The organism is Weizmannia sp. FSL K6-3076 (assembly GCF_038007245.1).
Taxonomy (GTDB): domain Bacteria; phylum Bacillota; class Bacilli; order Bacillales; family Bacillaceae_C; genus Weizmannia; species Weizmannia faecalis.
The window spans coordinates 2,765,441-2,789,276 of record NZ_JBBOWU010000001.1 but is presented as its reverse complement, the minus strand read 5'-3'; the positions used below and the strand labels follow the sequence as shown (position 1 = coordinate 2,789,276).

Here is a 23,836-nt window from a genome sequence, read left to right as displayed (position 1 = left end):
TTTGTCATGCGTAAAAAAACAAAATTCATTCATGCCGGCATTAGCCGTGATCCATATACAGGCGCAGTTTCGGTGCCCGTCCATCATGCGAGCACATTCAAGCAGGATGGCGTCGGCCATTTTAAATACGAATACGCACGCACCGGCAATCCGACGCGTGAAGCTTTGGAAAAACTGATTGCGGATATTGAAGAAGGTACACACGGTTTTGCATTCGCATCCGGAATGGCCGCGATTACAGCGGTGATCCAGCTGTTTTCGGCCGGCGACCATATTTTGGCAACCGATGATGTATACGGCGGTACTTTTCGCGTTTTAACAAAAGTGATGAACCGTTTCCATATCGACGTCACTTTTGTGGACACGAGCGATCTGGATGCGGTCCGTGCCTCGATCCGCCCGAATACAAAAGCCATCTACGTGGAAACGCCGACGAACCCGCTATTAAAAATAACAGACTTGCGGGCCATTGCCGGTGTAGCCCGTGAAAACGGCTTAACATTTATCGTGGACAACACATTCAGCACCCCGTATTGGCAAAATCCACTCACTTTAGGTGCGGATATCGTCGTGCACAGCGCGACGAAGTATCTCGGCGGGCACAGTGATGTGGTCGCAGGCCTTGTTGTCGTACGAAACGAAGCGCTTGCAGAAGACTTGCATTTTATCCAAAACTCAACCGGCGGCATTCTCGGGCCGCAGGACAGCTGGCTGTTGATCCGCGGTATTAAAACACTCGGCATACGCATGGAAGAAATTGAATCCAACACAAAGCAAATTGTTGATTTTCTTTCTGCACATCCTGCCGTTGAAAAGGTATATTACCCGGGGCTTATCCATCATCCCGGGCATAAAGTGCACAGTTCCCAGGCCGGCGGATTCGGCGGCATGGCCTCTTTTACAGTGCCATCCCAGGAAAAAGCCCTTGAAATATTGAAAAAAACGCGTTACTTTACGTTGGCGGAAAGCCTCGGTGCGGTGGAAAGCCTGATCTCACTCCCGCCGCTTATGACGCATGCATCCATTCCGCGTGAACGCCGTCTCGAACTTGGCATCGAAGACGGGCTTATCCGCATCTCAGTCGGCATTGAAGACGTCGAAGATTTGTTGGAAGATCTGGAAAATGCGCTAAGGTAAAAAGTTAGCCTGCTCTCATGGGGAAGCAGGCTTTTTGTAACGTTATCAAATGGAAAATGTTGGTGCTTTGTTTCCTACCGCCTGGTCTTGATGAAATGAATGAAAAATTTTTACCGTATTTTTGCCCGCTGTAAAACATCACCATTGAACGGATTGGTGCGCGGCTGCTGCCCACAGTTTAAAAAATTTCCTCTTTCACGAAACTTAAACCATTTTTAAACGTAATGATGAGTAAGCAATCATAGCCGGCGCCATCTGAAAGAAAATCCCAATCAAGGAAGGGGTGTGATGTGATATGGAAGTGTTCGGCGTGCCGATAGAGACGGCGTATTTGGCTGTACTGATCATTGCGGGATGCCTGACGGTGCTTTACCTGTTGTTCAATGACTTGCTCGGCGAAATTGCAGACGCCATCAATTTTATCCATCCAGCCCTGATTTTGGCATTTTTTACTTTTTTCTCGGCAGGCGGGTATATTTTGGAAAAAGTGACACCGCTTTCCCACCTGCTGATCATAGCCATTTCTGCCGTGATCGCGGTGATTCTTGATATTCTGCTCAATGTGTTTGTGCTTGTCCCGCTGTCTTCGGCTGAAGAATCGCTTGTTTACACGGAAGATTCGCTGAAAGGGAGGGTTGGGAAAACGATTCTTTCGATTCCGAAAGCCGGTTTTGGTGAGGTGGTGATTGACAGCAAAACAGGAACCATCTCAAAGCCGGCAGCCAGCATACGGGACGAGGAAATTAAAGAAGGGACACAGGTATTGGTGATTGAAGTGAAAAATGGCGTGTTATATGTTGTACCTTATGAGAATTACCGTTTGAAGATTGAAAATTTTAGTTAATGATAAGGAGGGAGCCGCATGTTTGCGAGCGGAATTTGGATTGTCATCGGTGTTGTTGTATTTTTGGTCATTGCCCTTATCGGCGTCTTTGTTTCAAAATACCGTACTGCAGGACCGGACGAAGCGTTAATCGTAACAGGGAGTTTTCTTGGCGGTAAAAATGTCCATGTCGACGAAGCCGGAAATAAAATTAAAATCATTCGTGGCGGCGGTACATTTGTGTTCCCGGTATTCCAGCAGGCAAAACCGCTCAGCTTATTATCGAGCAAGCTGGAGGTGACCACCCCGGAAGTCTACACCGAACAAGGTGTCCCGGTCATGGCAGACGGGATTGCTATTATTAAAATCGGCGGGTCGATCGGCGAAATTGCCACAGCGGCCGAACAATTTCTTGGGAAATCAAAAGAAGACCGCGAAAATGAAGCGCGGGAAGTGCTGGAAGGCCATTTGCGGTCGATTCTCGGTTCGATGACGGTTGAAGAAATTTATAAAAACCGTGATAAGTTTTCACAGGAAGTCCAGCGTGTTGCCTCACAGGATTTGGCAAAAATGGGGCTTATCATCGTGTCGTTCACGATTAAAGAAGTGAAGGATAAAAACGGCTACCTTGATGCGCTCGGGAAACCGCGGATTGCGCAGGTCAAACGCGATGCGGATATTGCCACGGCAGAAGCCGAAAAAGAAACGAGAATCCGTAAAGCGGAAGCATTAAAAGAAGCAAAACGCGCAGAACTGGAACGGGCAACGGAAATTGCGGAAGCCGAGAAGTTCAACCAGTTAAAAATTGCCGAGTTCCGCCGCGAACAGGATATCGCAAGGGCAAAAGCCGACCAGGCGTACGATTTGGAAACGGCCCGGTCGAAACAGGACGTCACCGCACAGGAAATGGAAATCAAAATCATCGAGCGGCAAAAACAAATCGAGCTCGAAGAAAAAGAAATTTTGCGGCGTGAACGGCAATACGACTCCGAAGTCAAGAAAAAAGCGGATGCAGACCGTTATTCGGTTGAGCAGGCCGCCGTTGCAGAAAAAACGAAACAAATGGCAGAAGCCGACGCCCACAAATACCGGGTGGAAGCGATGGCGAAAGCGGAAGGGGAACGCGTCCGCATTGATGGTACGGCTAAAGCCGATGCCCAGCGCGCCCAAGGGGAATCGGAAGCCGAAGTCATCCGTCTCAAAGGGCTGGCCGAAGCGGAAACAAAACGAAAAATTGCGGAAGCATACGAACAGTTCGGCCAGGCGGCTGTGCTCGATATGATTTTGAAAGTGCTGCCTGAATATGCGAAACAAGTAGCGGCCCCGCTTTCCAATATTGACCAAATCACCGTTGTCGATACCGGAAGCGGCGCAAACGGCGGTGCAAATAAGATCACCGGCTATGCAACCGATTTGATGTCGACCTTACAGGAAACTTTGAAAGCGTCAAGCGGCATTGATGTCCGGGAAATGCTGGAAGGCCTTTCCGGGATCAAACTGCAACAAACAGCTGAACCGGAACCGGCAGCTTTGGAACAAAGCACAAAAGGGTGAAAAAACGGCGTGTTTCTGCCAAATTAAAAGGCAAAAGCACGCCGTTTCTTTAGAAAAACAAATGTGTCCGGTTATTTTCCGGCCCCCGCAGTCATTTTATGGATGAACTGGAGGGAGCGGCCTGCGCCGACTACGACGGATTGCAGCGGGTTTGGCGCGAGATGGACAGGCACGGAAATTTCATTGCTCAGCCATTCCTGCATGCCTTGAAGGAGGGCGCCTCCCCCTGTTAAAACAATCCCGCGGTCCACAATATCGCCGCTTAACTCTGCCGGGCAGTCTTCCAGTGTAGCCCGGACCGTTTCCAAAATTTGGAGCAGGGAATCGCGGAGCGAAGCCTGAATTTCCAACGAACTTAAGGTGATGGTTCGCGGCAGCCCTGTCACGAGATCGCGCCCGCGGACATCCAGCGTTTGTTCCGGATGGTCGACAAGGGCATGCCCGATTTCCATTTTAATTTTTTCCGCTGTCCGCTCGCCGATCAGCAGATTATACGTTTTTCTGACATGCTGCATAATATCATCGTCCATTTTATCGCCGCCGATGCGGATCGTGTTATACGTCACGACGCCGCCGAAGGAAATAATGGCGACTTCCGTAGTGCCGCCGCCGATATCGACAATCACGTTGGCGATCGGCTCGTCCACGGGAAGATCGGCACCAATAGCGGCAGCAACCGGTTCTTCAATCAAATGGACGGTTTTTGCCCCACTGTTTTTGACGACATCTTCAATGGCCCGCCGTTCAACCGATGTTGCGCCTGATGGGACGCATACTACGACGTTCGGTTTGCGGATCGAGATGCCGCTTTGCTGATTGATTTTTTTCATAATTTGTTTCAGCATTTCTGTTGTTATATCGAAATCAGCGATTACCCCGCCTTTTAAAGGGCGGATGACAGTAATTTTTTCAGGTGTTTTTCCGATCATCGCTTTGGCTTCCTGCCCGAAAGCGAGCACCTGCCTTGTCGAATGGTCAATCGCCACAACGGACGGCTCGTCTAAAATAACGCCTTCTTTTTTCGAATATACTAAAACATTTGCAGTTCCTAGATCGATCCCAATTTCATTCCCTGAAAACATGCATGTCACCTAACCTTCATCGTCTTTTCGCTCGGATTAACTGTAGTCTCTCCCATTTAGTATAGCTTTTTTTGTTCGTTCTGAAAGGTTCCATTTTCTTCCATTCTCTTATGTTACAAAAATATGATCGCGGCAAGTCCATAAAATATGCGAAAAACAGCTTCAGCCGGCACCCCAAATTTAATCTTTTTGTAATTTTATTCACAATGGAGGACAGGAAAAAATTCCTTTTTGTTTCAAAAGGAATTTTTTCTAAACAAGAATCACAGCGGCATTTTTGACAAATAGCGCGCCAATTCTTCACTTTGTTGTTTCCGCAGCACCCGCTGTTCGGCGCGCTGGATGGCCGTTTGGTTTAACCATCGTTCCTCATCGGTTTCCGGGATGATTTCCGGCACCGGTGTAGGTTTTCCATCCTCATCCAGTGCGACAAAGGTCAAAAAAGAAATGGCGGCAATTTTTGTCTCTTCTGTTTTCAAATCTTCCGCACTGACCTTTACAAATACTTCCATCGATGTCCGCCCTGTCCGGCTGACCATGGCTTCTACTGTAACGACGTTTCCGACGCGGATCGGTGCGATAAAATCAACGGAGTCGGTCGAAGCCGTGACAACGGTGCATCTTGCCAATTTGGCCGCGGCGATCGATGCAGTATCATCAATATACGCCATCAGTTTTCCTCCGAACAGTGTGCCAAGATGGTTTGTGTCCGGCGGAAAAACATAACTGGTCCTTACTGTCCGGGTTTCCCGCATGTATTTCTTCGGTCTGTCTTCCAAATGACTCACTCCAATATGTCGGCGCTGTCAAACGCGATTCAAATTTCCTTTTACCATATAAAAATTATAGCAAAATCAGTCGGCATATACGAACAAAAATGAATAGAAAAAAGGCTTTCATCCGGAATTTTTTCAAAAGAAAAATCAGGCCCGGCACCTCAACCTGATTTTTGCATGCTCATTTCTTTTTTTTCTCGTCTTCCACATAAGGATCTTTTTCGTTTCGGGGCAGATCCCCGAACGGCGTCATCGTACGGGTTTCATCCAATTCTTCTTCATATTCTTTGTATTCCTCATTTGGATAGATTTCCACGTTTTTCCCGTTGATGTCATTGCCGGAAAAGTTTTCGAAATCTTCCACATAGCCGTCATGGTCATCCGATTCCGTATACATATCATTGTAACTGTCCGGCGGGGTTTCAAAATCGGAAGGGGACTCGGATGTGCCCCATTTTGCGACAGCCTGCCAGGCGTCTTCCGCGTCAAAAGCGACCGATTCATCTTTGCCTCCATCAAAAACGAATTTTCCCCACGGTGGATTCAGCACGTCTTCTTCAACCGGGCGGTGTCTTGGAATGGTCCGGTCCGGGGTGTGCTCTTTGCAGTACAGCGTGGACGGAAGGGTTTCAAGCCGCTCAAGCGGGATCTCTTTGCCGCATTCTTTGCATCTTCCGTAAGTGCCGTCCTCAATGGCTTTGAGGGCCGCTTTGATTTTTTCGACTTCATATTCAGCATGGTCATTTAAGGCAATATCTTTTTCCCGCTCAAACAGTTCAGTACCGGTATCGGCGGGATGATTATCGTAACTGGACAGTTCCCCGACAGAATCGTAAGGAGGTGCCGTTCCCGTTTGGAAATGGCCGTTTTCCCCGAATTCCTCTTCAAATTCTTTCAGCTGCGCGGTTAAAATGGAACGGAAATGCGCCAGTTGTTCTTTTGTCAGCATATTCACCACTTCTTTCTTTAAAAAAGATGGGTTCAATCGTTTTAGAGTCTATTTACCACCGGGAAAAAGCCCGCAAACTTTTCTAAAACTAGTATGGATCAAAACACTGCTGTTCATGAAAAAAGTCTGCCCGTTTAAACAGACAGACTTTTTTAGCCTATTGTGCATCGATCATGCCCGTTTTCAAGCAGACAGGCGTTTCTTTTCATACTGTCGGAACATCAGCACATACATCCCCGCGCTCATTACCGCAAGCACGGCCAGGATGGAAAACGTCCATTTATAGCCGATCCAACCGGCAAGCGGGATGGAAACAGGGGCAATCGTGCGCCCGATTGTATTGCGCAAGCTTGCGGCGGCAAAATATTGCGCGCGCATTTCAGGCGGGGAAAGCTTCGAAACAAAGTCCTGCTGGATTCCGGTCACAATCAGTTCGCCAAGCGAGAACAAAAGAATCGAGAAAATAAAGCCGATGCTTGAAATCCAGACGCCGAACAAATAAATCGAAACGGCATACAGGAGGGAGGAGAGGACAAACACATTCCGCTCCCGATACCTCGTCACCCATTTCGTCGCCGCTACTGAAAAAAGCGCGACAATCAGCCCGTTTTCGGATAAAATAAAACCGTACAGCTGCTCGCCGGTAAAGTGGAGCAGATGGAGCAAATCTGCTTCAGGAATGGCCTGCTTCGTAAATACCGGCAAAATTAAATCAAGCTGCATATACGTTTGGGAAATCAGGATTCCGGCAAAAATAAACAACATAAATATTTTATCTTTGACAATCACCTGGTAGCTCTTGGCCTGTTCCATCAGCGTACTGTACCATTTTTTACGGACGCGCTGCTGCCCGCCTGCCCAAACCGGTGCTGTTTCGCGCGTATATTTGACGAGCAGTGCGCCAAGCAGAAAACAGGAAAGAGCGGCAAAAACAAGCAGTTCAAAACGGTAATCCGCAAAAAATATCCCGCCGATTGCCGGGCCGATGACGACGGAAATGTTCATAGATGTATAAAAAACGGCAAACACATGGCTCCGGTTTTTCTCATCCACAACATCGGCAATCATTGCCTGGCTTGCCGGATAATAAAAAGAACCGAAAACGCCGGCAGCCGTAAAGCAAATAAAAGCTGTCACGGCGGAATGGAACCATGGCGAATTGGCAAATCCGAAAATGAAAAAAGACACGCCCTGCCCGATTGAGGCCACGACCATCATTTTCTTTCTGCCAAAGCGGTCGGCGTAGTATCCTCCGAGCAAATTGGCAATGACGGAAAAAACTTGTGAGGCAATCAGCAGGACACCCGCAAGCCCGGCCCCAAACGCCTCGGTGAAATAAATGGTCAGAAAGGGGAAAAACATCCAAAAGGTGATATTCATCAAGGATTCCCCAAGCAGGCGGACTTTTAAATTTTGATCCCAGTCACGTATTCTCATAAAAATTTCCTCATCTGTCCAGAATTGGTATCAACCCTATGATACCAGAAAAAGCGGGGAAAACAATGAAGAAAGTTACAGGACCGGGCAAGGCATTGAAAGGGGGATTGCCAGATGTACCGGATAAAACGAATTTATGAAGAGCCCGGCGGGGACGGCAAACGTGTGCTGGTCGACCGCCTCTGGCCGCGCGGCATATCAAAAGAAAAAGCGGCACTCGATGCCTGGATGAAGACAGTTGCGCCGACGGGTTCCCTCAGGAAAAAATTTAACCATAATCCGGCTTTTTTTGCTGAATTTGCCGCGCTTTATAAGGAAGAGCTGGACCGGCTGGAAGACAGAACGGAACTGGACCGGCTGATCGAATGGGGAAAGGCTGGAACGGTTACATTGCTCTACGCGGCAAAAGACGAAAAGCACAACCAGGCGGTGGTGTTAAAAGAATATCTCGAAGAACGGTCATAATCGAAAGGCGCCGCATACGCTGCGGCGCCTGTTATTACGGGTTGTGCATGCGGTTTTTAAACGCTTCGTGCGGAAATGTTTGCTCGTCGTCATAGTTGCTGTCTTTATGCTGCTTTTCACCGGCCATCTGGTCTTTCGGAAAACGGCCCGGGTGGCCTTATCTTTTGTGGCCAAACATTTCTCCGCGTCCCATCCTTGTTCCCCCTTCCTGCCTATAGCGTCCCTTAAACAGAAGGAAATATGTGCCCGCATGCGGTATAATGGTAAAAAAGCGAAAGGGGTGCCGATCTTTGGATTTCATGAGAATGACGGAAGAGAAAATCCGGAGAGCGTATGAAGAAGGGCAATTTGAAAATCTGCCGGGATACGGAAAGCCGCTCCCGAAAGACCCGCTTTCCGGCGTGCCGGAAGATTTGCGGATGGCTTACCGGATTTTACAGAATGCCGGTTTTTCCCCGGAAGAAGCCAATTTAAAGAAAGAACTGCTTTCCATTGAAGATTTAATCAAACAATCTGAAAATGAAATGGAAAAAGAAGGATTACAAAAGAAACTGAGCGAGAAACTGCTGGCGTATAACCAAATGCTCTCCAAAAAACGGATCAAAACAAACAGCGCCATTTTTAAAAATTATCAGGATAAAATTGAAAAAAAGCTGTTTGATTAAGGGATGCCGCGAACACGACCGGAAGTGAAGCGGTTCCGTTTCAGGCAGCTCGTTAGAAAATGGGCGGCGTCCTGGATGAGGTACAGGGCGCCGTTGAATTGTAATCGCCTACTAAAGCCCAGGGAACGGAAATCAGCTGTCCCATTTACAAGGGCGTTTAAAAACCGCATCATTTTTCCCGCTTTTTTTACTATAAATTGCCGCCATCCATCCGATATAATGAAAGAAGACATTATGATATTCAGGTGAAAAAAATGGATAAATCATCAATTATTGGCGTAATTCTGGGTGTTGTGGCAATTGGTACCGGCATGGTGTTAAAAGGGGTAAGCCCGGCTGTCCTCGTCAACCCGGCTGCCCTTTTAATTATACTGGCGGGAACGGCTGCGTCCGTCATTATCGGTTTCCCAATGAGTGAATTGAAAAAAGTTCCGAAACTGTTGAAGATTATTTTTACGGAACAAAAACTGATGAGCACGGAAGAAATGATCCGCTTTTTTTCCGACTGGGCTCAGACTGCCCGGAGAGAAGGGCTGCTGGCGCTTGAAGCAAGGCTGGATGAAGTCGATGACGCTTTTTTGAAAAACGGCCTGAGCCTTGCGATTGACGGGCAGAGCGCCGAATATATCCGCGATGTGCTGAGCGAAGAAATTGAAGCAATGGAAGAAAGGCATCAGATGGGGGCTGCCATTTTTTCACAGGCAGGCACGTATGCCCCGACACTCGGGGTGCTCGGTGCTGTATTGGGGCTGATTGCCGCTCTCGGAAATATGTCGGATACAGAAGTGCTTGGGCATGCCATTTCAGCCGCATTCGTGGCCACACTGCTCGGGATTTTTACCGGCTACGTATTGTGGCATCCGTTTGCCAATAAATTAAAACGGAAGTCCAAAAACGAAGCAAAAAACAAGGAAATGATGCTGGAAGGGATTCTCTCCATTCTGGCAGGCGAATCCCCGCGCGTGATCGAACAGAAACTGGCGTCTTATTTGCCAAATGAAGAACGGATACAACTGATGGAAGAGATTACAGAAGGCAGCGTGGCAACAAATGAGTAAAAAGCGGAAGAAAAAACAAGAAGAAGAGGAAAACAGCGAGGCATGGCTCCTGCCTTATTCCGACCTTTTGACATTGCTTCTTGCCCTGTTTATCGTTCTGTTTGCAATGAGTTCCATTGATGCCCAGAAGTTTCAAAGATTTTCTAAAGTCTTAAACGGGGTGTTTGTTGGCGGGACGAGCTTTTTCGATTATACGAAGCAGACATCCGGGGATGATAACGGCACATCCGACACAGAAAAATTTATCGAGCAAAAGAAAAATGATGCACAAAAAAACGGGGACAGCACAACGAATGGTTCAAAAAGCAACAGCACAACAAATGCATCAAATGGGCAAGGGGACGCCCAATTAAAAGAAACCCAGCAAAAAATCAACACATACATAGCGCACAATAAATTGGAAGGAAAGTTTGAAACGTCTTTGACAGGCGAAGGGCTTTTGATTACGATCCGAGACAATGTCCTGTTTGATTCGGGAAAAGCGGAGGTCCGGAAAGAAGATATCAAAACAGCCAAAGCCCTTTCCAATTTGCTCGTAATGGATCCGCCAAGAAGCATTATCGTGAGCGGCCATACGGATAATGTGCCGATCCACAACTCCGTCTTTCAATCAAACTGGGACTTAAGCGTGATGCGCGCAACCAATTTTTTAAAGATCATTTTAGAAAACAAAAATTTAAATCCGAAATATTTTTCGGCAAAAGGATATGGGGAATACCATCCGATTGCGTCGAATGATACGCCGAATGGCCGGGCAAAAAACCGGCGGGTGGAAGTACTCATTCTCCCGAAAAATGAGGAAGGAAGCGACCGGTAAAACCAGGCAAAAAGAGCGCCCGGATCCGTATTTCCAATCGCCCCATCGTTCCGTGAAGCAAACTGTTTGTTTGAAACCGCACAAACGAGGTAAAATATAAACGTCCCAAAGATTAGAAAAGGAGATGGTTCGATTGGCTAAAAAGATCGCTGTACTTGTCACTAATGAAGTGGAAGATTCTGAGTACACCGAACCGGTGAAAGCATATAAGGAAGCCGGCCATGAAATTGTCAATATTGAAATGGAAGCCGGAAAAACGGTAAAAGGGAAACACGGCACCGAAATCCATATCGACAAAGGCATCGATGATGTCAGCGTGGATGATTTTGATGCTCTCCTGATCCCGGGCGGCTTTTCTCCGGACCAGCTCCGTGCCGACGATCGCTTTGTCCAATTTGTAAAACAATTTATGGATTCGAAAAAACCGGTGTTTGCAATCTGCCACGGCCCGCAGCTTTTGATTACGGCAAAAGCATTGGAAGGCCGGTCTGCCACAGGTTACAAATCAATCCGTGTTGACATGGAATATGCCGGCGCGAACTTCCGCGACGAAGAAGTTGTCGTATGCCAAAACCAACTTGTCACAAGCCGTACGCCGGATGACATCCCTGCATTTAACAGGGAATCGCTGAAACTCCTGAACGGATGAGCTTGTATGTAAAAAACTGCTGCCTCTTTCCGGGCAGCAGTTTTTTTACTTTGCGCACAATACAAATTAGGGATATGATAAATGGAGCGGGGAAACAGAAAATGAACCTTTACATAGAATAATGTTGCCATAACGAAAGGAAGTCGGACGATGATTACACTGAAATCGCAAAGAGAAATTGACATGATGAAAAAAGCGGGCAAACTGCTTGCCGATACGCATAAGCAAATTGCAAAAATGATCAAGCCGGGGATCACGACGTGGGAAATTGAGGAATTTGTTGACCGTTATTTAAGAGAGCACGGGGCAACCCCTGAACAAAAAGGTTACCAGGGTTATCAGTATGCGACATGCGCAAGCATCAATGATGAAATTTGCCATGGGTTTCCGCGGAAAACGCCGTTAAAGGAAGGGGATATCGTCACGATTGATATGGTCGTCAACCTGAACGGCGCGCTGGCTGATTCCGCCTGGAGTTATCCGGTCGGAAAAGTAAGTGAGCAGACGCAAAAACTACTTGAGGTTACAAAAGAGGCACTTTATAAAGGAATTGAACAGGCCAAACCGGGCAACCGGATCGGCGACATCGGCCACGCCATTCAGACCTATGTGGAAGCACAGGGATTCTCTGTTGTCCGTAATTTTATCGGCCATGGCATCGGCCCGACGATCCACGAAAAACCGGAAGTGCCGCACTACGGGTTGCCACATAAAGGGCCGCGCATCAAAGAAGGCATGGTGATCACAATCGAGCCGATGGTCAATATCGGCAGCTACGAAACGAAGATGGATGACAACGGCTGGACTGCCCGGACGAGGGACGGATCCCTTTCCGCCCAGTATGAACACACCATTGCGATTACAAAAGACGGCATTGTGATCATTACGGATCAGGAAGATTAATGCTGCACTGAAACACGGATCCGGGTTTCTATTCCGGAAACTTAAAAAAGCTGGGAGGCAATAAAGCTCCCAGCTTTTTTACATTCTAAAACCTTCAAAGGCTTCCCATGCTTCGATCCCAAAATCAGGAAGGCAATAAAGGCTCCCAACTTTTTTGCATTCTGAAACCAGCCGGCATCAATCTTTTTTCAGGCTGCCGAGCTCTTCCACAATAGCTTGCATTTCATTCGGGCTGAATGTATTTTTTTTCATCACCATTTCGTACAAGTCAAACAAATCGTCATAATGGTCAATGCTAAACTGGGACGACTGCAGTGCCGCCGTATTGACCATTTTTAATTTCGCTGTAATTGCCTGCACCATATAAGCCATATTTTGCGCTGATTTTTCTGAGAGATCCAACATTTTCACCCTTTTCGTGTTTTTCTTGTTTTATTATACCGCATGACTACCGATCCCGAAACGTTTCATACGGACCGGAGAGGGAAATATAGTGGTAAACCGGACGGACAGAGGGTGATGAAAATTGGATAAAATTGCACTCCAGGCAGAAAAAAAACGTTCAACCATTGCGGCTTTGTTAGAGAACTCAAAACGGAACGATATTACCGGGATGGCTGCACAGTTATCCTACTTTTTTCTTTTATCTCTATTTCCGCTATTGATCTTTTTGTTTACCTTGCTTCCTTATTTGCCCATTAAAACGGATGATGTGTTAAATATGGTCAGGCATTTTGCGCCAAGCCAGTCGTTCAAGCTGATCGAAACCACCTTGAAAGAAGTGCTGACCAATCGGCACGGCGGCCTGCTTTCTTTCGGGATGATCGCGACTTTGTGGTCCGCTTCCAACGGGATGAACGCGGTCATTAAAGCATTAAACAGGGCTTATAAAGTAGAGGAATTACGCCCGCCTGTCATGCAACGGCTCATGTCGGTGATGCTGACACTCGGGATGATTATCGTGTTTATAGCCGTTATTTTAATTCCTGTGTTCGGCCAGCAGCTCATCCATTATGTGTTTTCTTACTTCGGGCTACCGAATGATTTGAAAAATTTGATCAATATTTTAAGATGGGCGCTTACGCCGGTACTGCTGTTTATCGTGTTTTTCTTGTTATACTTTTTTGCGCCGAACGAAAAATTTGGCTGCCTGACGGTTGTCCCCGGAGCCATTTTTGCAACAGTCGGCTGGATTGTGGCGTCACTCGCCTTATCGTTTTATGTCAGCCATTTCGGGAATTATAATGCCACATACGGCAGCCTCGGCGGGATGATCATCATGATGCTTTGGTTTTATATTAGCGGCATCATCCTCATTTTTGGCGGTGAACTGAATGCCGTTTTAAATGATAAACACAAAAATTGCTAATTTGGATCATTGCTTTTATGCGCATATTAAAAAAGCGGCAAGTTACCATGACACCTTAGTAAAAAGACGAAGCATTCTAAGTGAAGAAAGGCGTTCCAATTTCCGCCTGTTTTAACAGAGAAGCGTTCTAAGTTAAAACAGACGGACAAATTTCTTCGTTAGAGAAAGGCAGTCAAAATGCCACGCGATCTAAACACAGAGATCCCCGGGTTAAGATCGCGGCCGGTTTTTCAGGTAGATCTTATCGCAGCCGTTCTCAGCAAAGGAGGTTGCTGAGAACGGCGGACAAAAGGCAAAGCCGGAAGCGGGCAGCTGTCAGGAGTGCCGGGGAACAGCAGCGGCCGTTTTTTTGAAACGGAAAATCAAAACGGACAAAACAAACAATATCATGCAAATCAGCAGGAAAAATACAGGCCCATTTGTATATTTAATGATCACGCCACAAAGATACGGGCCGGCCATGCTGCCAAAGCTGTACAGAATGCCGCACATGATGTTGCCGGCGGGAAGGAGCGGCCGCGGCAGCAGATCGGACAGGTAACTGATCCCGAGAGAAAACGTCGAGCCGACGGCCATACCGGCAACGAAAAAGTAAGCAAACAGCGCGATGGCGTTTGATTTGCTAAAAGCAGCCCCCGCAAAACAGGCGCAGCCGATCAAAAGGACTGCAATCAACACTTTTCGCCTTCCGAGCCGGTCGCTTAACATGCCGAGCGGAAGCTGAAAAACGATGCTTCCGATCGAGAAGGCAGGGATAATCATGGAAACAGCATCGACATTGATTCCGTTTCTTAATGCATAAACCGGGAAACTGCTGTTTAAAGACGATTCCATGAATCCGTAACCGAGCGGCGGGAGCAATGCAACCCACGCCAGTTTCCAGACCTTACCAAAGCGCTGAAATGTGGCCAGAAAAGAAACATTTTCCAAATCTGCTTCCGGGTGCTCATTTTTTAAAAGAAAAACGGCCAGCCAGAAACAAAGGCTGATGATGGAGCAGGCAATAAAGGGAAGGCGCTCATCCACATTTACAAGCCTTGTCATATACGGCCCGACGGCAAATCCAAGGCTGAAAAAAAGCCCGTATAACGCAATGTTCCGCCCGAGCCGCCCTTTCCGGGAGAAAGACGTGATCCATGTCTGCGCCGAAAAATTCAGCATATGGTCTCCAATGCCGATGAAAAGGCGCAAAACAAACCAAAACCATAACGATTTCCAGGCCGGAAATAAAAGCAGTGAGGCAAATACGGTCAGCCCGCCCGTTAAAATAAGCGGCTTATATCCGAATTTCCGCAGCGGCGCTTCCATGAGCGGGGATGCAAATAAAACGCCGATATACAGGCCGGTTGCATTCAGCCCGTTCAATGATGCATCAATTCCATCTTTTTCAAAAATAATGGAAATCAGCGGCAAAAGCATGCCCTGTGTAAATCCGGAAACAGAAGTCATCAATACCAAAATCCAAAAACGCATATTTTCATAACGATTCATTGCTCTCACCCGGCTTGTTCTCGTTGTGCATTCGTTCTCTATAGCATAATCAGATCAGAAAAATTTGGCAAGCCAACTGATCTTTTGTAAAATTTTATAGAAAACAGATAGGAGGATGGCTATGAATAAAATGTTTGCCATTATGGTGATCATCGGGGTTCCCGTCTCGGTTGCTGGAGCACTTCTGCACTGGCCGAACGTGTTGATGTTTGCCGTTTACTGCCTGACCATCATTGCGCTGGCCAGCTTTATGGGCCGGGCAACCGAAAGTCTCGCCATTATAGCGGGTCCGCGGATCGGCGGTTTGTTAAACGCCACATTCGGGAATGCGGTAGAATTGATTATTTCATTGTTTTCCCTAGCGGCCGGGCTCCATCAAGTCGTGCTTGCTTCTTTGACGGGCTCTGTGCTCGGAAACTTGCTGCTTGTTGCAGGCATGTCGTTTTTGTTCGGGGGGATCAAATACAAACGCCAAAAATTCAACGTATATGATGCACGGCATAACTCAGGCCTTTTAATTTTCGCGATTTTTGTCGCATTTGTGATTCCTGAAATCTTTTCCATGAATATGTCAGAAGGGAAGACGATCAGCCTCAGCATTGGCATTTCCATTATTTTAATCCTGCTTTACTTGTTTGCCCTGTTTTTTAAACTGGTGACACACCGCGGGATCTATCAGGACAGGGAAGCACGGGCCCAGCAGAAAGAAGAACATGAAGCGCCGGAATGGTCAAAGGGGAAATCGATCTTTGTGCTTGCCCTTGCGACGCTTGCAGTGGCCTATATTTCGGAAAATCTCGTACATACTTTTGAGTCCGTTGCAAAAAGTTTCGGATGGAGCGAAATGTTTATCGGGATTATCATCGTTGCCATTGTCGGGAATGCCGCTGAACATGCTTCGGCCATTTTAATGGCGGTAAAAAATAAAATGGATATTGCGGTTGAAATTGCATTCGGCTCCACGCTCCAGGTGTCCATGTTTGTCGTCCCCGTCCTGGTGCTCGCATCTTTGTTTTTTGAAAAAGCCATGCCGCTTGTCTTTTCCATACCGGAGCTGGTCTCGATGATCGCTGCGGTCATGCTTACGATCATTTTGGCAAATGACGGGGAAACAAACTGGTTTGAAGGTGCCACCATGCTGGCAGCCTACATTATCATGGGGATCGGTTTTTACTTGCTGTAATTCCGGAATCGGTATCCATCATAGCCGGAAAAAATGCGTGCGATCCATTAACGGGATATAGGAAAATCGGTTTGCAGTAACGCCGGAAGCTTATGTCCATTATAAATGGAAGCAATATGTGTGATACTTTGACAAATACTGGTGAAGCTCATGCATCGGGATAAAAGGAACACGGGTTATCTGCAATAACGCCGGAAACTTGCGGCCCGTTATAAACGGGAGTCCAGCGGTGAACCGGAGTTTTTTCAGTAACGCCGGAAGATATCGGCCGTGTGAAGCGCAAAATACGCTGGCACATCGCGGCGGAGTGCCGTGATGCATGTGGCATAAAGGAGCCGGGTTTTATTTGCATGGAACGGATATTTTAATCCGGGCAGGAAAAAATAACGGTACGTTCGTGAACCTCTTGTGAAAGGAGACAACATCAATGAAATGGATGCGGACGATCCTGATTTTCCTGCTTGCCGTACTTTTTGCTGTGCCGGCAGGGGAAGCAAAGCCGGCAGATAAACAGGTGCAAATTCCACAGTCGGTCCTAAACATTACAAAAGAAAATACGTATCCGAACTCGTCGCAGGATCTGCCTTACTTGCAGCCGAGCAAGTTTACCGAAACCTTGCTGAAAACATCTAATGTCAGAATTGAAAACCCGAATCTCGTGCGGATGTTGAATGAAACAAGCGTGAACCGTTCGTTTTTATCGCTCGGCTTGCGCGCGAAAATTTACCTGGGCGAATGGCCGCTGAATTATGAATCCAGCGAAACGTCGCCAAACTGGCAATACCAAAAAATCAATACGAACTACTTTGATAACCGCGGCGGCGATGCCAATTATAAAATGCACTATGTCCAGGAAGCGCAAAAGATCGTGCGCGGCGGCCTGACTGCCAGGATTCCGCAAGCGGACGATGTAAAGAAAATGATGCTGTTAAAAGCAATGGAAAACTCGAAGCTGCCGCTTTCCTTTGACACGATTATCGGAGCCGGCACGAAAAAAGGCCATGAATACAATGTCCCGGCAAAACGGCTCGGCTATTTGTATGCTTATGCCCCGGCCGTGAACGAAAAAGGAAAAGTGACATACGGCGAAGTGTACCTTGTCCTTAAAGGGACGAAACGGGAAATTTTGGTGAAAAACGTCACTTCCCACGGCATTGGCGCCTGGATTCCGATTCAGGACTATGTTTCGTTCGGCTTTTCCGTGAGCGAACAGCCGAAATAAGGAAGTTTATTGGGCAGGTTCGCCGGCTTCTGAGGAGGCCTGTCTCACGCTAATAAAGAAAAAGCTGTCTGAACGGCAGCTTTTTTCTGTGCCGAAAATGGGGTATACTATAATAAGAAAGAAGTACGTGAGGAGGATTTTTTTGGGGAAAGCGGTATATGACAAGGACCAGCAACTTACTTATTTAATGGAGCGGCTGAATATCTTTTTGGAGGTTCTGGATTCGATTGATCCGGAAGCGGCAGGCCTTGAAGATATTGACCGGCTTATTCAAATGATCGATGAAATCGAAATGAAAATGGACCAATTCAAAAAGCGCAAACCGGCCCCTTCTTTGTAAAGGCCGGTTTTTTATCTGGCATCGGGGGACGACTGCTGTTTTGGAACGATATTGCCCTGTTTTTCTGCACGAACAGATACTGCCAGTATTTCCGGCTGCAGAAATGAGAAAGATAAGGAAAACAACAAAAAGGAGTTTGGTTATGAGAAAAGTTTTTGCAACACTTTTTGCAGTCTTCCTGTTTTTTTCAATATGCCCGCAGCGAGATGCTTTTGCCCTTTCCAACGCCCCGATCAACTGGGGATTTAACAAAGGCAAAAACGGGCAGCAGGCGGATGCCGGCGCCGCTTATAACGCCCTTTTGCAAAAATACGGCGGCATTTACAAGGGCAATCCGAATGACAAGTATGTGTATTTGACGTTTGACAATGGATACGAGAATGGGTATACCCCGAAAATACTCGATGTTCTGAAGAAAGAAAAAGTCCCTGCCATCTTTTTCGTCACCGGCCACTATTTAAAATCACAGCCGGATCTTGTGAAACGGATGGTGAAAGAAGGCCATATCATTGGCAACCACTCATGGAGCCATCCGGACATGACACAGATTTCCGATGCACAAGTACGTGAAGAGTTGGAAAAAGTGAAAGCAGAAACCGCCCGCCTTACCGGCCAGAAAGAAATGAAATATTTGCGCCCGGCCCGCGGCATCCTGAGCGAACGGACGCTGAAACTGGGCAATGAAGAAGGCTACACCCATGTCCTTTGGTCACTGGCTTACCTCGACTGGGATGTGAACCGCCAGCGCGGCACACAATTTGCCTATGACAGCATCATGTCACAAATCCACCCTGGGGCCATTATTTTGCTCCATACTGTGTCAAAAGACAATGCCAACGCATTGGAACGCGTGATCAAAGACTTGAAAAAACAAGGCTACAAATTCAAAAGCATGGATGAGTTTATGAAAACCGAAAAATTGAAAAAGTAACCAAAGAGGGCTTCCTGAAAAGTGGGCAGCTCTGTTTTTCTTGCCGGAACAGGCTGGTTTCTTGCCAGAAGGAAAAGGGCTTGCCGGGTTGGGTTGAACGAATTGGAAACAATTGTGCCGGCTGATCTTCATTCTTCTGCTGGCCGCGTTCACTGCAGCATGGGCGTCTAATTAGACAAATGCTCGCGCGGGTCTGTTGCAATTGTCTAATTGGCAGCTTGTGACCACTGAAAAAAGCCATTTTTTTATGTAAAATTTGCTGTGTAGTGTAAGAAATTTTCTGTAAATGGTACTCTTTACCATAGAAATTAGTAAAAATGACAAATGTTTGGCTATAATTCGCCTTTTTAGAGGATAGTATGGCGGCTATCCTCTTTAAATTTACTGCCAAGGCTGTTAGCTTGGCTTGTAAGCCCATGCTTTTTAGACCGTACCATTTGGCACGATCTAACCCGTGGAAATTCTTCATTTCGCCATTTTTCCCTTCTTGGCATGCTCTTTTTTTATACTTCTCTTTAAATCCCTCCGATTTCTGTTGTTGACTATACTCATAAAATTCTGGGGTGTTGATTCCGATCCCTAATACTTTTCCGACTGTTTTTCCGGTTATGCAAACTTCTCGCATTGGGCAATTTCTACATTGTTCTCTGTCAAAATAGTAATTATACGTTTCTTTTCCACATTTTCTTATATAGTGTTTCTTTTTGATTGTTTTGTTTCCTTGACTACAGAACCACTCGTCAGAATCTTTGTTATAACTGAATCTTTCTTCGTCTATGCGATATGCAGCTTCACTTACAGGGATGTATGCCTTTGCTTTAAGTTCAGAGATTTTGTCTAAGATTGGCTTTTTAAAATAGGCTTTATCACCATATACTTCTGGTATTTTTATTCTCGTTTTCTTGGTTAACTCTAATAATTCATCAAACTTCGTTCCATCCACATAAGCTCCATTACCAGTATGAACAGCTGTAATCATTCGATCTTCTGTTGTCATCATAAATTCCGTTTTATAACCAAAGAAAGGATCATTTTTGCTTTTATACCCTATTCTCGCTTCTTGGTCGACAATCGATCGTACCCCTTTTTGCTCCATAAACTTCGGGTCTGCTAAAATTTCTTTCGCATTATTAACGAGTGCTTTTGTTTCAGGTGCTTTCTCCAGTTCAACTAGTTCTTCTACCTTTGATACCGTTTCTTCAAGATAGGACTTCATTGTTTTTCTAGCTTCATCATGGTTTTCTATTTCTTTATAATCAGGGATTTCTTGGTTGATTTCACTTGGTATTTCTCCGTTTTCTTCTTTAACGGTTTTAAAGATTTTTTTCGCTAATTGTTTCATGACTCGTTCCGGTCTATATTTTTTGGTGTTGGCTTCTGTATGAGTGGAATCAATCGTTATACCAGAAACCTTTTGTAAAATTCCTTTTTCAATGCATTGGTTTATGATTTCAATAATAATTTCATCTATAGTGAGATTGCCTTCTAATCTACTTTTACGAAATTTTGCCAAAAGACTTGGGTGAGGGAGGTCGTCTTCCGGATTGATTCCTAAAAAATACATATATGCAAGGTTTAATGAGCAATTTTCTATAACTTTCTCATCAGATAAGTCATAGAGTTTTTGTAACACCAAGATTTTAACCATAAGTTCGGGCTCTTTTGCTGGCCTTCCATATTCTTTACAGTAAGTTTTTTCAAGCATTTTATTGATAAAACTAAAATCCACTTCATCTCTTAATAATGTATGTGTAAAATTTTACTCGAAGGGGCAAATGAGTGGAAAAAAATGGGAAGACGCTCTATCATCTAATTGTACACTTCAAGATGAACATCTAGAGAGAGAGGTCTTCCCATGGATATTATATCAATAATTGCTGGATTATTAAAGGATACAAAGAGTCTTATCGAATTTGAAGAACAGCTTAAACTTCTGATGCAGAAGGCTTTTACACAATGGGTTGGGGATGTATTTGAGGAGTTAGATAAAACAATTAAACAAAAGAAGTTGGAGGAAGGCTGGGAGTACTGCCGTAGTGATAACAGAAGCGTTCAGTTTCTATTTGGAAGTGTGACTTTTAAACGTTCATTAATGCGTGATAAGAGAGGGAACTCACATTATCCCTTGGATGAATGCTTGGGGCTGGTACCCCACCGGAGATATAGCCCGTTAGTGGAATTAAAGGTGGCAGAGTTGGCAAGTGAGAACACCTATCGGGAGGTGGCGAATATTTTAAAAGAATGGACAGCCGTGAGTCTTAGTCATACAACTGTAGGGGAAATGGTGAAACGCGTAGGAAAAACGCAGGTGGAAGCCGACAAGGCCCTTGTAGAAGAGATGGAAATAGCTGCTTCACTGCCTGATGGGAAGAAGGTAGACTACCTGTTTTCCGAAGCAGATGGCGTATTCATCCGGGGACTGGAAAAGAAACAGGGTATGGAAGTCCGCCATGCCATTCTCTATGAAGGTTGGGAAACCAATGGAAAAAGGGTCTCCCTGCGTCAGCCCACAGTCATCATGACGACGGAAGACATTCAGACATTTTGGGATGAAGTCCAAGCCACAGCTGCCAACACCTATTCCCTCGAAAAAGCGCAAGTCATTACAAACAGTGATGGAGGTGCTGGGTACACAGCTGAACGGTTTCAAACAGCATTCTCACAGTCGGAATTTCCGGTGCTCAACCAGCTGGATACCTACCACGTTGCACAAGCCATCATAAGGACATTTGGGGGCGGAAAGAGCGAGATCAAGGAGCAAATTAGAAAAGCGATTAGAACGCATGACCTGGACCAATTCACGTTATATTTGGATACGCACGAAAGCACCTTGACGGATAAAAAGGCTCTCAAGAAAATCAAGGAATTCCGTTCGTATATCTTGAAAAACTGGGACCGCATTTTTGACTGGAGGGACAGGGTGAAAAACGTGCCGGAAGGTGCGAGAGGCCTAGGAGCGATGGAATCGAATCAAAGGCATATCTCCTTCAGGATGAAAAAAAGGGGCATGCATTGGAGTGAACTTGGCGCAGAAGCCATGGTGAAAATCAAACAAGGCATACTCAATGGGACATTGAGAGAAGCCTATCTGAAACACCGTTCAAGAAGCGAGAGAAAGCAACGGAACTTGAAACAATCCATCAGGATGTCTCAACTACTCAAGCAGCCTGTACGCCCGTCAGTGGGCGTAAAGCACGGATCAGTTGCCCTGCATTCAAGCAGTTCATCGGCAATGGGACATTTAAGCAAAATATTAGAGCTTTCGTTTTAAGCCTGGCTCAGTGGGGACTGATCGTTGAGGCGCGCGAAATTTACGAGACTCCTGCGGGAAAAGCGAGCCAGGAGAGACCCCGCAGCGAGGTACGAGCGAGGAGGCTCGCCGGCCGCCCGCGGAAAGCGAGTGAATTTCGCGCGCCTCAACATCCCCGTTATCCATCTTTATACGGAAATATTACATCTTTTCCGAAAATTACACCGAGCAAGTAAAGCACGGTAGCCGAAAGTGTACAAAAAGAGTGTCTTGGAATACCCGATATTTAAACCTTGTCGAGAAAAACTTGACACATACCTTAATAATTTAAGTGTATGATTTTCAGGAATTTTATCGTATAATATGGAATAGATGCTTAATTGATTATCTTTTTCTTTAAGCATGATAGATACCCCCAGTTTGGTTTTGGTTTGTAGTATAACTTTATTATACCAAATACTGGGGGTATTTTTTTTCAATTTATTGTACATATAATTATTTTGAATTTTCAGATTTACTTTTTCAGTGGTCCCGGCAGCTTTATTAGACAAATAGCCGGGCGGATCACCTGCATTTGTCCAATTGGAAACGCTAATTAAACAAATGAGCACGCAACCCTCCTGCAATTGTCTAATTGGCAGAGCTCTAACTGGACAAGTGCTCGAGCAGCCCTTCCGCTTTTGTCTAATTAAAAAGGCTAATTAGACAAATAGCCGTGCAGCTCACCTGCGTTTGTCCAAATAAAAATTCTGATTAGACAAGTAACAGGCCTGGTCTCTTTATCTTGCGTTGTTTTTCGTGCGCGTTGAATCGGCAATGAAAAGGGCGAGCGCTTGTGCTATAATACTTAAAAACGAATTGAGAGGACGCCATGTGGGAGAAAATCGTTAAAATCAATGGCCCGTACAATTTTGACCGTGCGCTCGAAAGATTAAGCCTCGACCCGTTGCATGCGGTGGATCCGCTTAGACGGACAGTGAAAATCCCGATATACGGCAAACATCCGGAAACAGCGGCTATCACTGCAACCGGCACGACGGAGGCACCTGCATTTCTCATCAAAGGCGAAAATCCGGATACCGCTGAAATCGTTGAGAAGCGGATTTTTCACCTTTTTCAGTGGGAGAAAGACCTCGCAGGCATCACAAACCATTTTACCGGCACCGCCCTTGAACCGCTTTTTAAAGAACACCGCGGTACACCGTTTGTGCTCGACTTTTCGCCATATGCCTGCCTGGTCAAATGCATCATCCACCAGCAGCTCAATATGAAATTTGCCCATACGCTGACAGAGCGTTTCGTGTACCATTTTGGTTTTCAAAAAGACGGTGTCTGGTTTTATCCGTTTCCTGAAAAAACGGCTGCATTGCAAGTCGCAGATTTACGCGCCCTGCAGTTTAGCGAGCGGAAAGCAGAGTATGTAATCGGGCTTTCCAAATTGGTGGCATCAGGCGAACTGGATCTGGCGGCACTTGAGAAGGAACCGGATGAGGAAATTTTAAAAACGCTCGTGAAAATCCGCGGCATCGGCCCGTGGACCGTGCAAAATTTTCTCATGTTCGGGCTCGGCCGCCTGAATCATTTTCCAAAAGCTGACATCGGCATACAGAAGGCATTGAAAAAACTTTTCCAGCTTGAGAAAAAACCTACTTATGAAGAAATGGACGCTTACGCAAAAGACTGGGAGCCTTATTTGAGTTATGCCTCCTTGTACTTATGGCGCAGCATCGAATAG

The 23,836-nt window shown here is 46.1% G+C and carries 22 protein-coding genes and 1 pseudogene; 16 read left to right on the top strand and 7 right to left on the bottom strand.

All coding sequences use genetic code 11. From position 1 onward, the window contains the following. Positions 1-6: 6 nt before the first annotated feature. The 3 genes from NSS95_RS13355 (at position 7) to NSS95_RS13345 (ending at position 3,514) form a co-directional block, all read left to right on the top strand. Positions 7-1,137, top strand: a complete 1,131-nt coding sequence (locus tag NSS95_RS13355; protein ID WP_014097224.1) for a bifunctional cystathionine gamma-lyase/homocysteine desulfhydrase — start codon at positions 7-9, stop codon at positions 1,135-1,137. A 295-nt stretch (positions 1,138-1,432) separates the two neighbouring features. Beyond that, entirely contained in the window at positions 1,433-1,981 is a 549-nt protein-coding gene (locus tag NSS95_RS13350; RefSeq protein ID WP_340713964.1) for a hypothetical protein, read from the top strand. Between the two features lie 18 nt (positions 1,982-1,999). After that, positions 2,000-3,514 carry a flotillin family protein gene (locus NSS95_RS13345; RefSeq protein ID WP_340713963.1) on the top strand — a complete coding sequence of 505 codons (1,515 nt, stop codon included), beginning with the start codon at positions 2,000-2,002 and terminating at the stop codon, positions 3,512-3,514. A 71-nt stretch (positions 3,515-3,585) separates the two neighbouring features. On the opposite strand, the gene mreBH is transcribed toward NSS95_RS13345, so the two are convergent. From mreBH to NSS95_RS13325, 4 genes are all read right to left on the bottom strand, one after another. Further along, entirely contained in the window at positions 3,586-4,596 is a 1,011-nt protein-coding gene (mreBH, locus tag NSS95_RS13340) for a rod-share determining protein MreBH (RefSeq protein ID WP_340713962.1), read from the bottom strand. A gap of 263 nt (positions 4,597-4,859) precedes the next feature. Next, complete coding sequence (locus NSS95_RS13335; protein ID WP_014097227.1) at positions 4,860-5,375, bottom strand: acyl-CoA thioesterase; 516 nt, start codon at positions 5,373-5,375, stop codon at positions 4,860-4,862. Positions 5,376-5,553: 178 nt separating this feature from the next. Further along, the gene (locus NSS95_RS13330) at positions 5,554-6,321 is read right to left on the bottom strand and encodes a TraR/DksA C4-type zinc finger protein (RefSeq protein WP_029142372.1); all 768 of its coding nucleotides are present in this window, start codon (positions 6,319-6,321) and stop codon (positions 5,554-5,556) included. 183 nt (positions 6,322-6,504) lie between these two features. Beyond that, complete coding sequence (locus tag NSS95_RS13325) at positions 6,505-7,758, bottom strand: MDR family MFS transporter (RefSeq protein ID WP_061575110.1); 1,254 nt, start codon at positions 7,756-7,758, stop codon at positions 6,505-6,507. 114 nt (positions 7,759-7,872) lie between these two features. On the opposite strand from NSS95_RS13325, the gene NSS95_RS13320 reads away from it, so the two are divergent. The 6 genes from NSS95_RS13320 to map all read left to right on the top strand — a co-directional run bounded on the left by NSS95_RS13320 (position 7,873) and on the right by map (position 12,315). After that, on the top strand, positions 7,873-8,223 hold the full coding sequence (locus NSS95_RS13320; RefSeq protein ID WP_017551467.1) for a DUF488 domain-containing protein: 351 nt from the start codon (positions 7,873-7,875) through the stop codon (positions 8,221-8,223). A gap of 290 nt (positions 8,224-8,513) precedes the next feature. Beyond that, positions 8,514-8,888, top strand: a complete 375-nt coding sequence (locus NSS95_RS13315) for a DnaJ family domain-containing protein (protein ID WP_168985553.1) — start codon at positions 8,514-8,516, stop codon at positions 8,886-8,888. 254 nt (positions 8,889-9,142) lie between these two features. Then, positions 9,143-9,946: a flagellar motor stator protein MotA gene (motA, locus tag NSS95_RS13310; RefSeq protein WP_168985552.1), complete on the top strand. Its 804-nt coding sequence runs from the start codon at positions 9,143-9,145 to the stop codon at positions 9,944-9,946. Then, the gene (gene motB, locus NSS95_RS13305) at positions 9,939-10,763 is read left to right on the top strand and encodes a flagellar motor protein MotB (protein WP_168985551.1); all 825 of its coding nucleotides are present in this window, start codon (positions 9,939-9,941) and stop codon (positions 10,761-10,763) included. Before motA ends, motB begins: the two co-directional genes overlap by 8 nt. A 133-nt stretch (positions 10,764-10,896) precedes the next feature. Then, positions 10,897-11,412 carry a type 1 glutamine amidotransferase domain-containing protein gene (locus NSS95_RS13300; RefSeq protein WP_168985550.1) on the top strand — a complete coding sequence of 172 codons (516 nt, stop codon included), beginning with the start codon at positions 10,897-10,899 and terminating at the stop codon, positions 11,410-11,412. A gap of 150 nt (positions 11,413-11,562) precedes the next feature. Beyond that, entirely contained in the window at positions 11,563-12,315 is a 753-nt protein-coding gene (map, locus tag NSS95_RS13295; protein ID WP_168985549.1) for a type I methionyl aminopeptidase, read from the top strand. Between the two features lie 177 nt (positions 12,316-12,492). On the opposite strand, the gene NSS95_RS13290 is transcribed toward map, so the two are convergent. Further along, positions 12,493-12,717, bottom strand: coding sequence for a DUF1128 domain-containing protein (locus tag NSS95_RS13290; RefSeq protein WP_017551472.1), 225 nt, complete (start codon positions 12,715-12,717; stop codon positions 12,493-12,495). A 124-nt stretch (positions 12,718-12,841) separates the two neighbouring features. On the opposite strand from NSS95_RS13290, the gene NSS95_RS13285 reads away from it, so the two are divergent. Beyond that, a complete protein-coding gene (locus NSS95_RS13285; RefSeq protein WP_168985548.1) occupies positions 12,842-13,684 on the top strand; it encodes a YihY/virulence factor BrkB family protein in 843 nt (280 codons plus the stop codon). A 315-nt stretch (positions 13,685-13,999) separates the two neighbouring features. On the opposite strand, the gene NSS95_RS13280 is transcribed toward NSS95_RS13285, so the two are convergent. Then, positions 14,000-15,184 carry an MFS transporter gene (locus tag NSS95_RS13280; protein WP_340713961.1) on the bottom strand — a complete coding sequence of 395 codons (1,185 nt, stop codon included), beginning with the start codon at positions 15,182-15,184 and terminating at the stop codon, positions 14,000-14,002. A 112-nt stretch (positions 15,185-15,296) separates the two neighbouring features. Between NSS95_RS13280 and cax the strand changes: the two genes are divergently transcribed. The 4 genes from cax to pdaA all read left to right on the top strand — a co-directional run bounded on the left by cax (position 15,297) and on the right by pdaA (position 18,851). Then, positions 15,297-16,358, top strand: coding sequence for a calcium/proton exchanger (gene cax / locus NSS95_RS13275; protein ID WP_340713960.1), 1,062 nt, complete (start codon positions 15,297-15,299; stop codon positions 16,356-16,358). 427 nt (positions 16,359-16,785) lie between these two features. Then, positions 16,786-17,580: a YfkD famly protein gene (locus NSS95_RS13270; RefSeq protein WP_017551475.1), complete on the top strand. Its 795-nt coding sequence runs from the start codon at positions 16,786-16,788 to the stop codon at positions 17,578-17,580. A gap of 142 nt (positions 17,581-17,722) precedes the next feature. Further along, entirely contained in the window at positions 17,723-17,920 is a 198-nt protein-coding gene (locus NSS95_RS13265; RefSeq protein WP_017554110.1) for an SE1561 family protein, read from the top strand. A gap of 142 nt (positions 17,921-18,062) precedes the next feature. Next, the gene (gene pdaA / locus NSS95_RS13260; protein ID WP_013860352.1) at positions 18,063-18,851 is read left to right on the top strand and encodes a delta-lactam-biosynthetic de-N-acetylase; all 789 of its coding nucleotides are present in this window, start codon (positions 18,063-18,065) and stop codon (positions 18,849-18,851) included. A 304-nt stretch (positions 18,852-19,155) separates the two neighbouring features. Here pdaA and NSS95_RS13255 read toward each other — a convergent pair. Further along, a pseudogene (locus tag NSS95_RS13255) lies at positions 19,156-20,601 on the bottom strand (IS1182 family transposase); the annotation flags it as partial. Between the two features lie 105 nt (positions 20,602-20,706). Between NSS95_RS13255 and NSS95_RS13250 the strand changes: the two are divergent. Both NSS95_RS13250 and NSS95_RS13245 read left to right on the top strand, forming a co-directional pair. Beyond that, positions 20,707-22,122, top strand: a complete 1,416-nt coding sequence (locus NSS95_RS13250) for an ISLre2 family transposase (protein ID WP_340713822.1) — start codon at positions 20,707-20,709, stop codon at positions 22,120-22,122. Positions 22,123-22,972: 850 nt separating this feature from the next. Beyond that, entirely contained in the window at positions 22,973-23,836 is an 864-nt protein-coding gene (locus tag NSS95_RS13245) for a DNA-3-methyladenine glycosylase family protein (RefSeq protein WP_035188855.1), read from the top strand.

Excerpts from the sequence above, each read along its gene's own strand:
- NSS95_RS13355 (WP_014097224.1), top strand. The coding sequence starts at position 7 with ATGCGTAAAAAAACAAAATTCATTCATGCCGGCATTAGCCGTGATCCA.
- NSS95_RS13350 (WP_340713964.1), top strand. The coding sequence starts at position 1,433 with ATGGAAGTGTTCGGCGTGCCGATAGAGACGGCGTATTTGGCTGTACTG.
- NSS95_RS13345 (WP_340713963.1), top strand. The coding sequence starts at position 2,000 with ATGTTTGCGAGCGGAATTTGGATTGTCATCGGTGTTGTTGTATTTTTG.
- mreBH (WP_340713962.1), bottom strand. The coding sequence starts at position 4,596 with ATGTTTTCAGGGAATGAAATTGGGATCGATCTAGGAACTGCAAATGTT.
- NSS95_RS13330 (WP_029142372.1), bottom strand. The coding sequence starts at position 6,321 with ATGCTGACAAAAGAACAACTGGCGCATTTCCGTTCCATTTTAACCGCG.
- NSS95_RS13325 (WP_061575110.1), bottom strand. The coding sequence starts at position 7,758 with ATGAGAATACGTGACTGGGATCAAAATTTAAAAGTCCGCCTGCTTGGG.
- NSS95_RS13320 (WP_017551467.1), top strand. The coding sequence starts at position 7,873 with ATGTACCGGATAAAACGAATTTATGAAGAGCCCGGCGGGGACGGCAAA.
- motA (WP_168985552.1), top strand. The coding sequence starts at position 9,143 with ATGGATAAATCATCAATTATTGGCGTAATTCTGGGTGTTGTGGCAATT.
- motB (WP_168985551.1), top strand. The coding sequence starts at position 9,939 with ATGAGTAAAAAGCGGAAGAAAAAACAAGAAGAAGAGGAAAACAGCGAG.
- map (WP_168985549.1), top strand. The coding sequence starts at position 11,563 with ATGATTACACTGAAATCGCAAAGAGAAATTGACATGATGAAAAAAGCG.
- cax (WP_340713960.1), top strand. The coding sequence starts at position 15,297 with ATGAATAAAATGTTTGCCATTATGGTGATCATCGGGGTTCCCGTCTCG.
- NSS95_RS13270 (WP_017551475.1), top strand. The coding sequence starts at position 16,786 with ATGAAATGGATGCGGACGATCCTGATTTTCCTGCTTGCCGTACTTTTT.
- pdaA (WP_013860352.1), top strand. The coding sequence starts at position 18,063 with ATGAGAAAAGTTTTTGCAACACTTTTTGCAGTCTTCCTGTTTTTTTCA.
- NSS95_RS13250 (WP_340713822.1), top strand. The coding sequence starts at position 20,707 with ATGGATATTATATCAATAATTGCTGGATTATTAAAGGATACAAAGAGT.
- NSS95_RS13245 (WP_035188855.1), top strand. The coding sequence starts at position 22,973 with ATGTGGGAGAAAATCGTTAAAATCAATGGCCCGTACAATTTTGACCGT.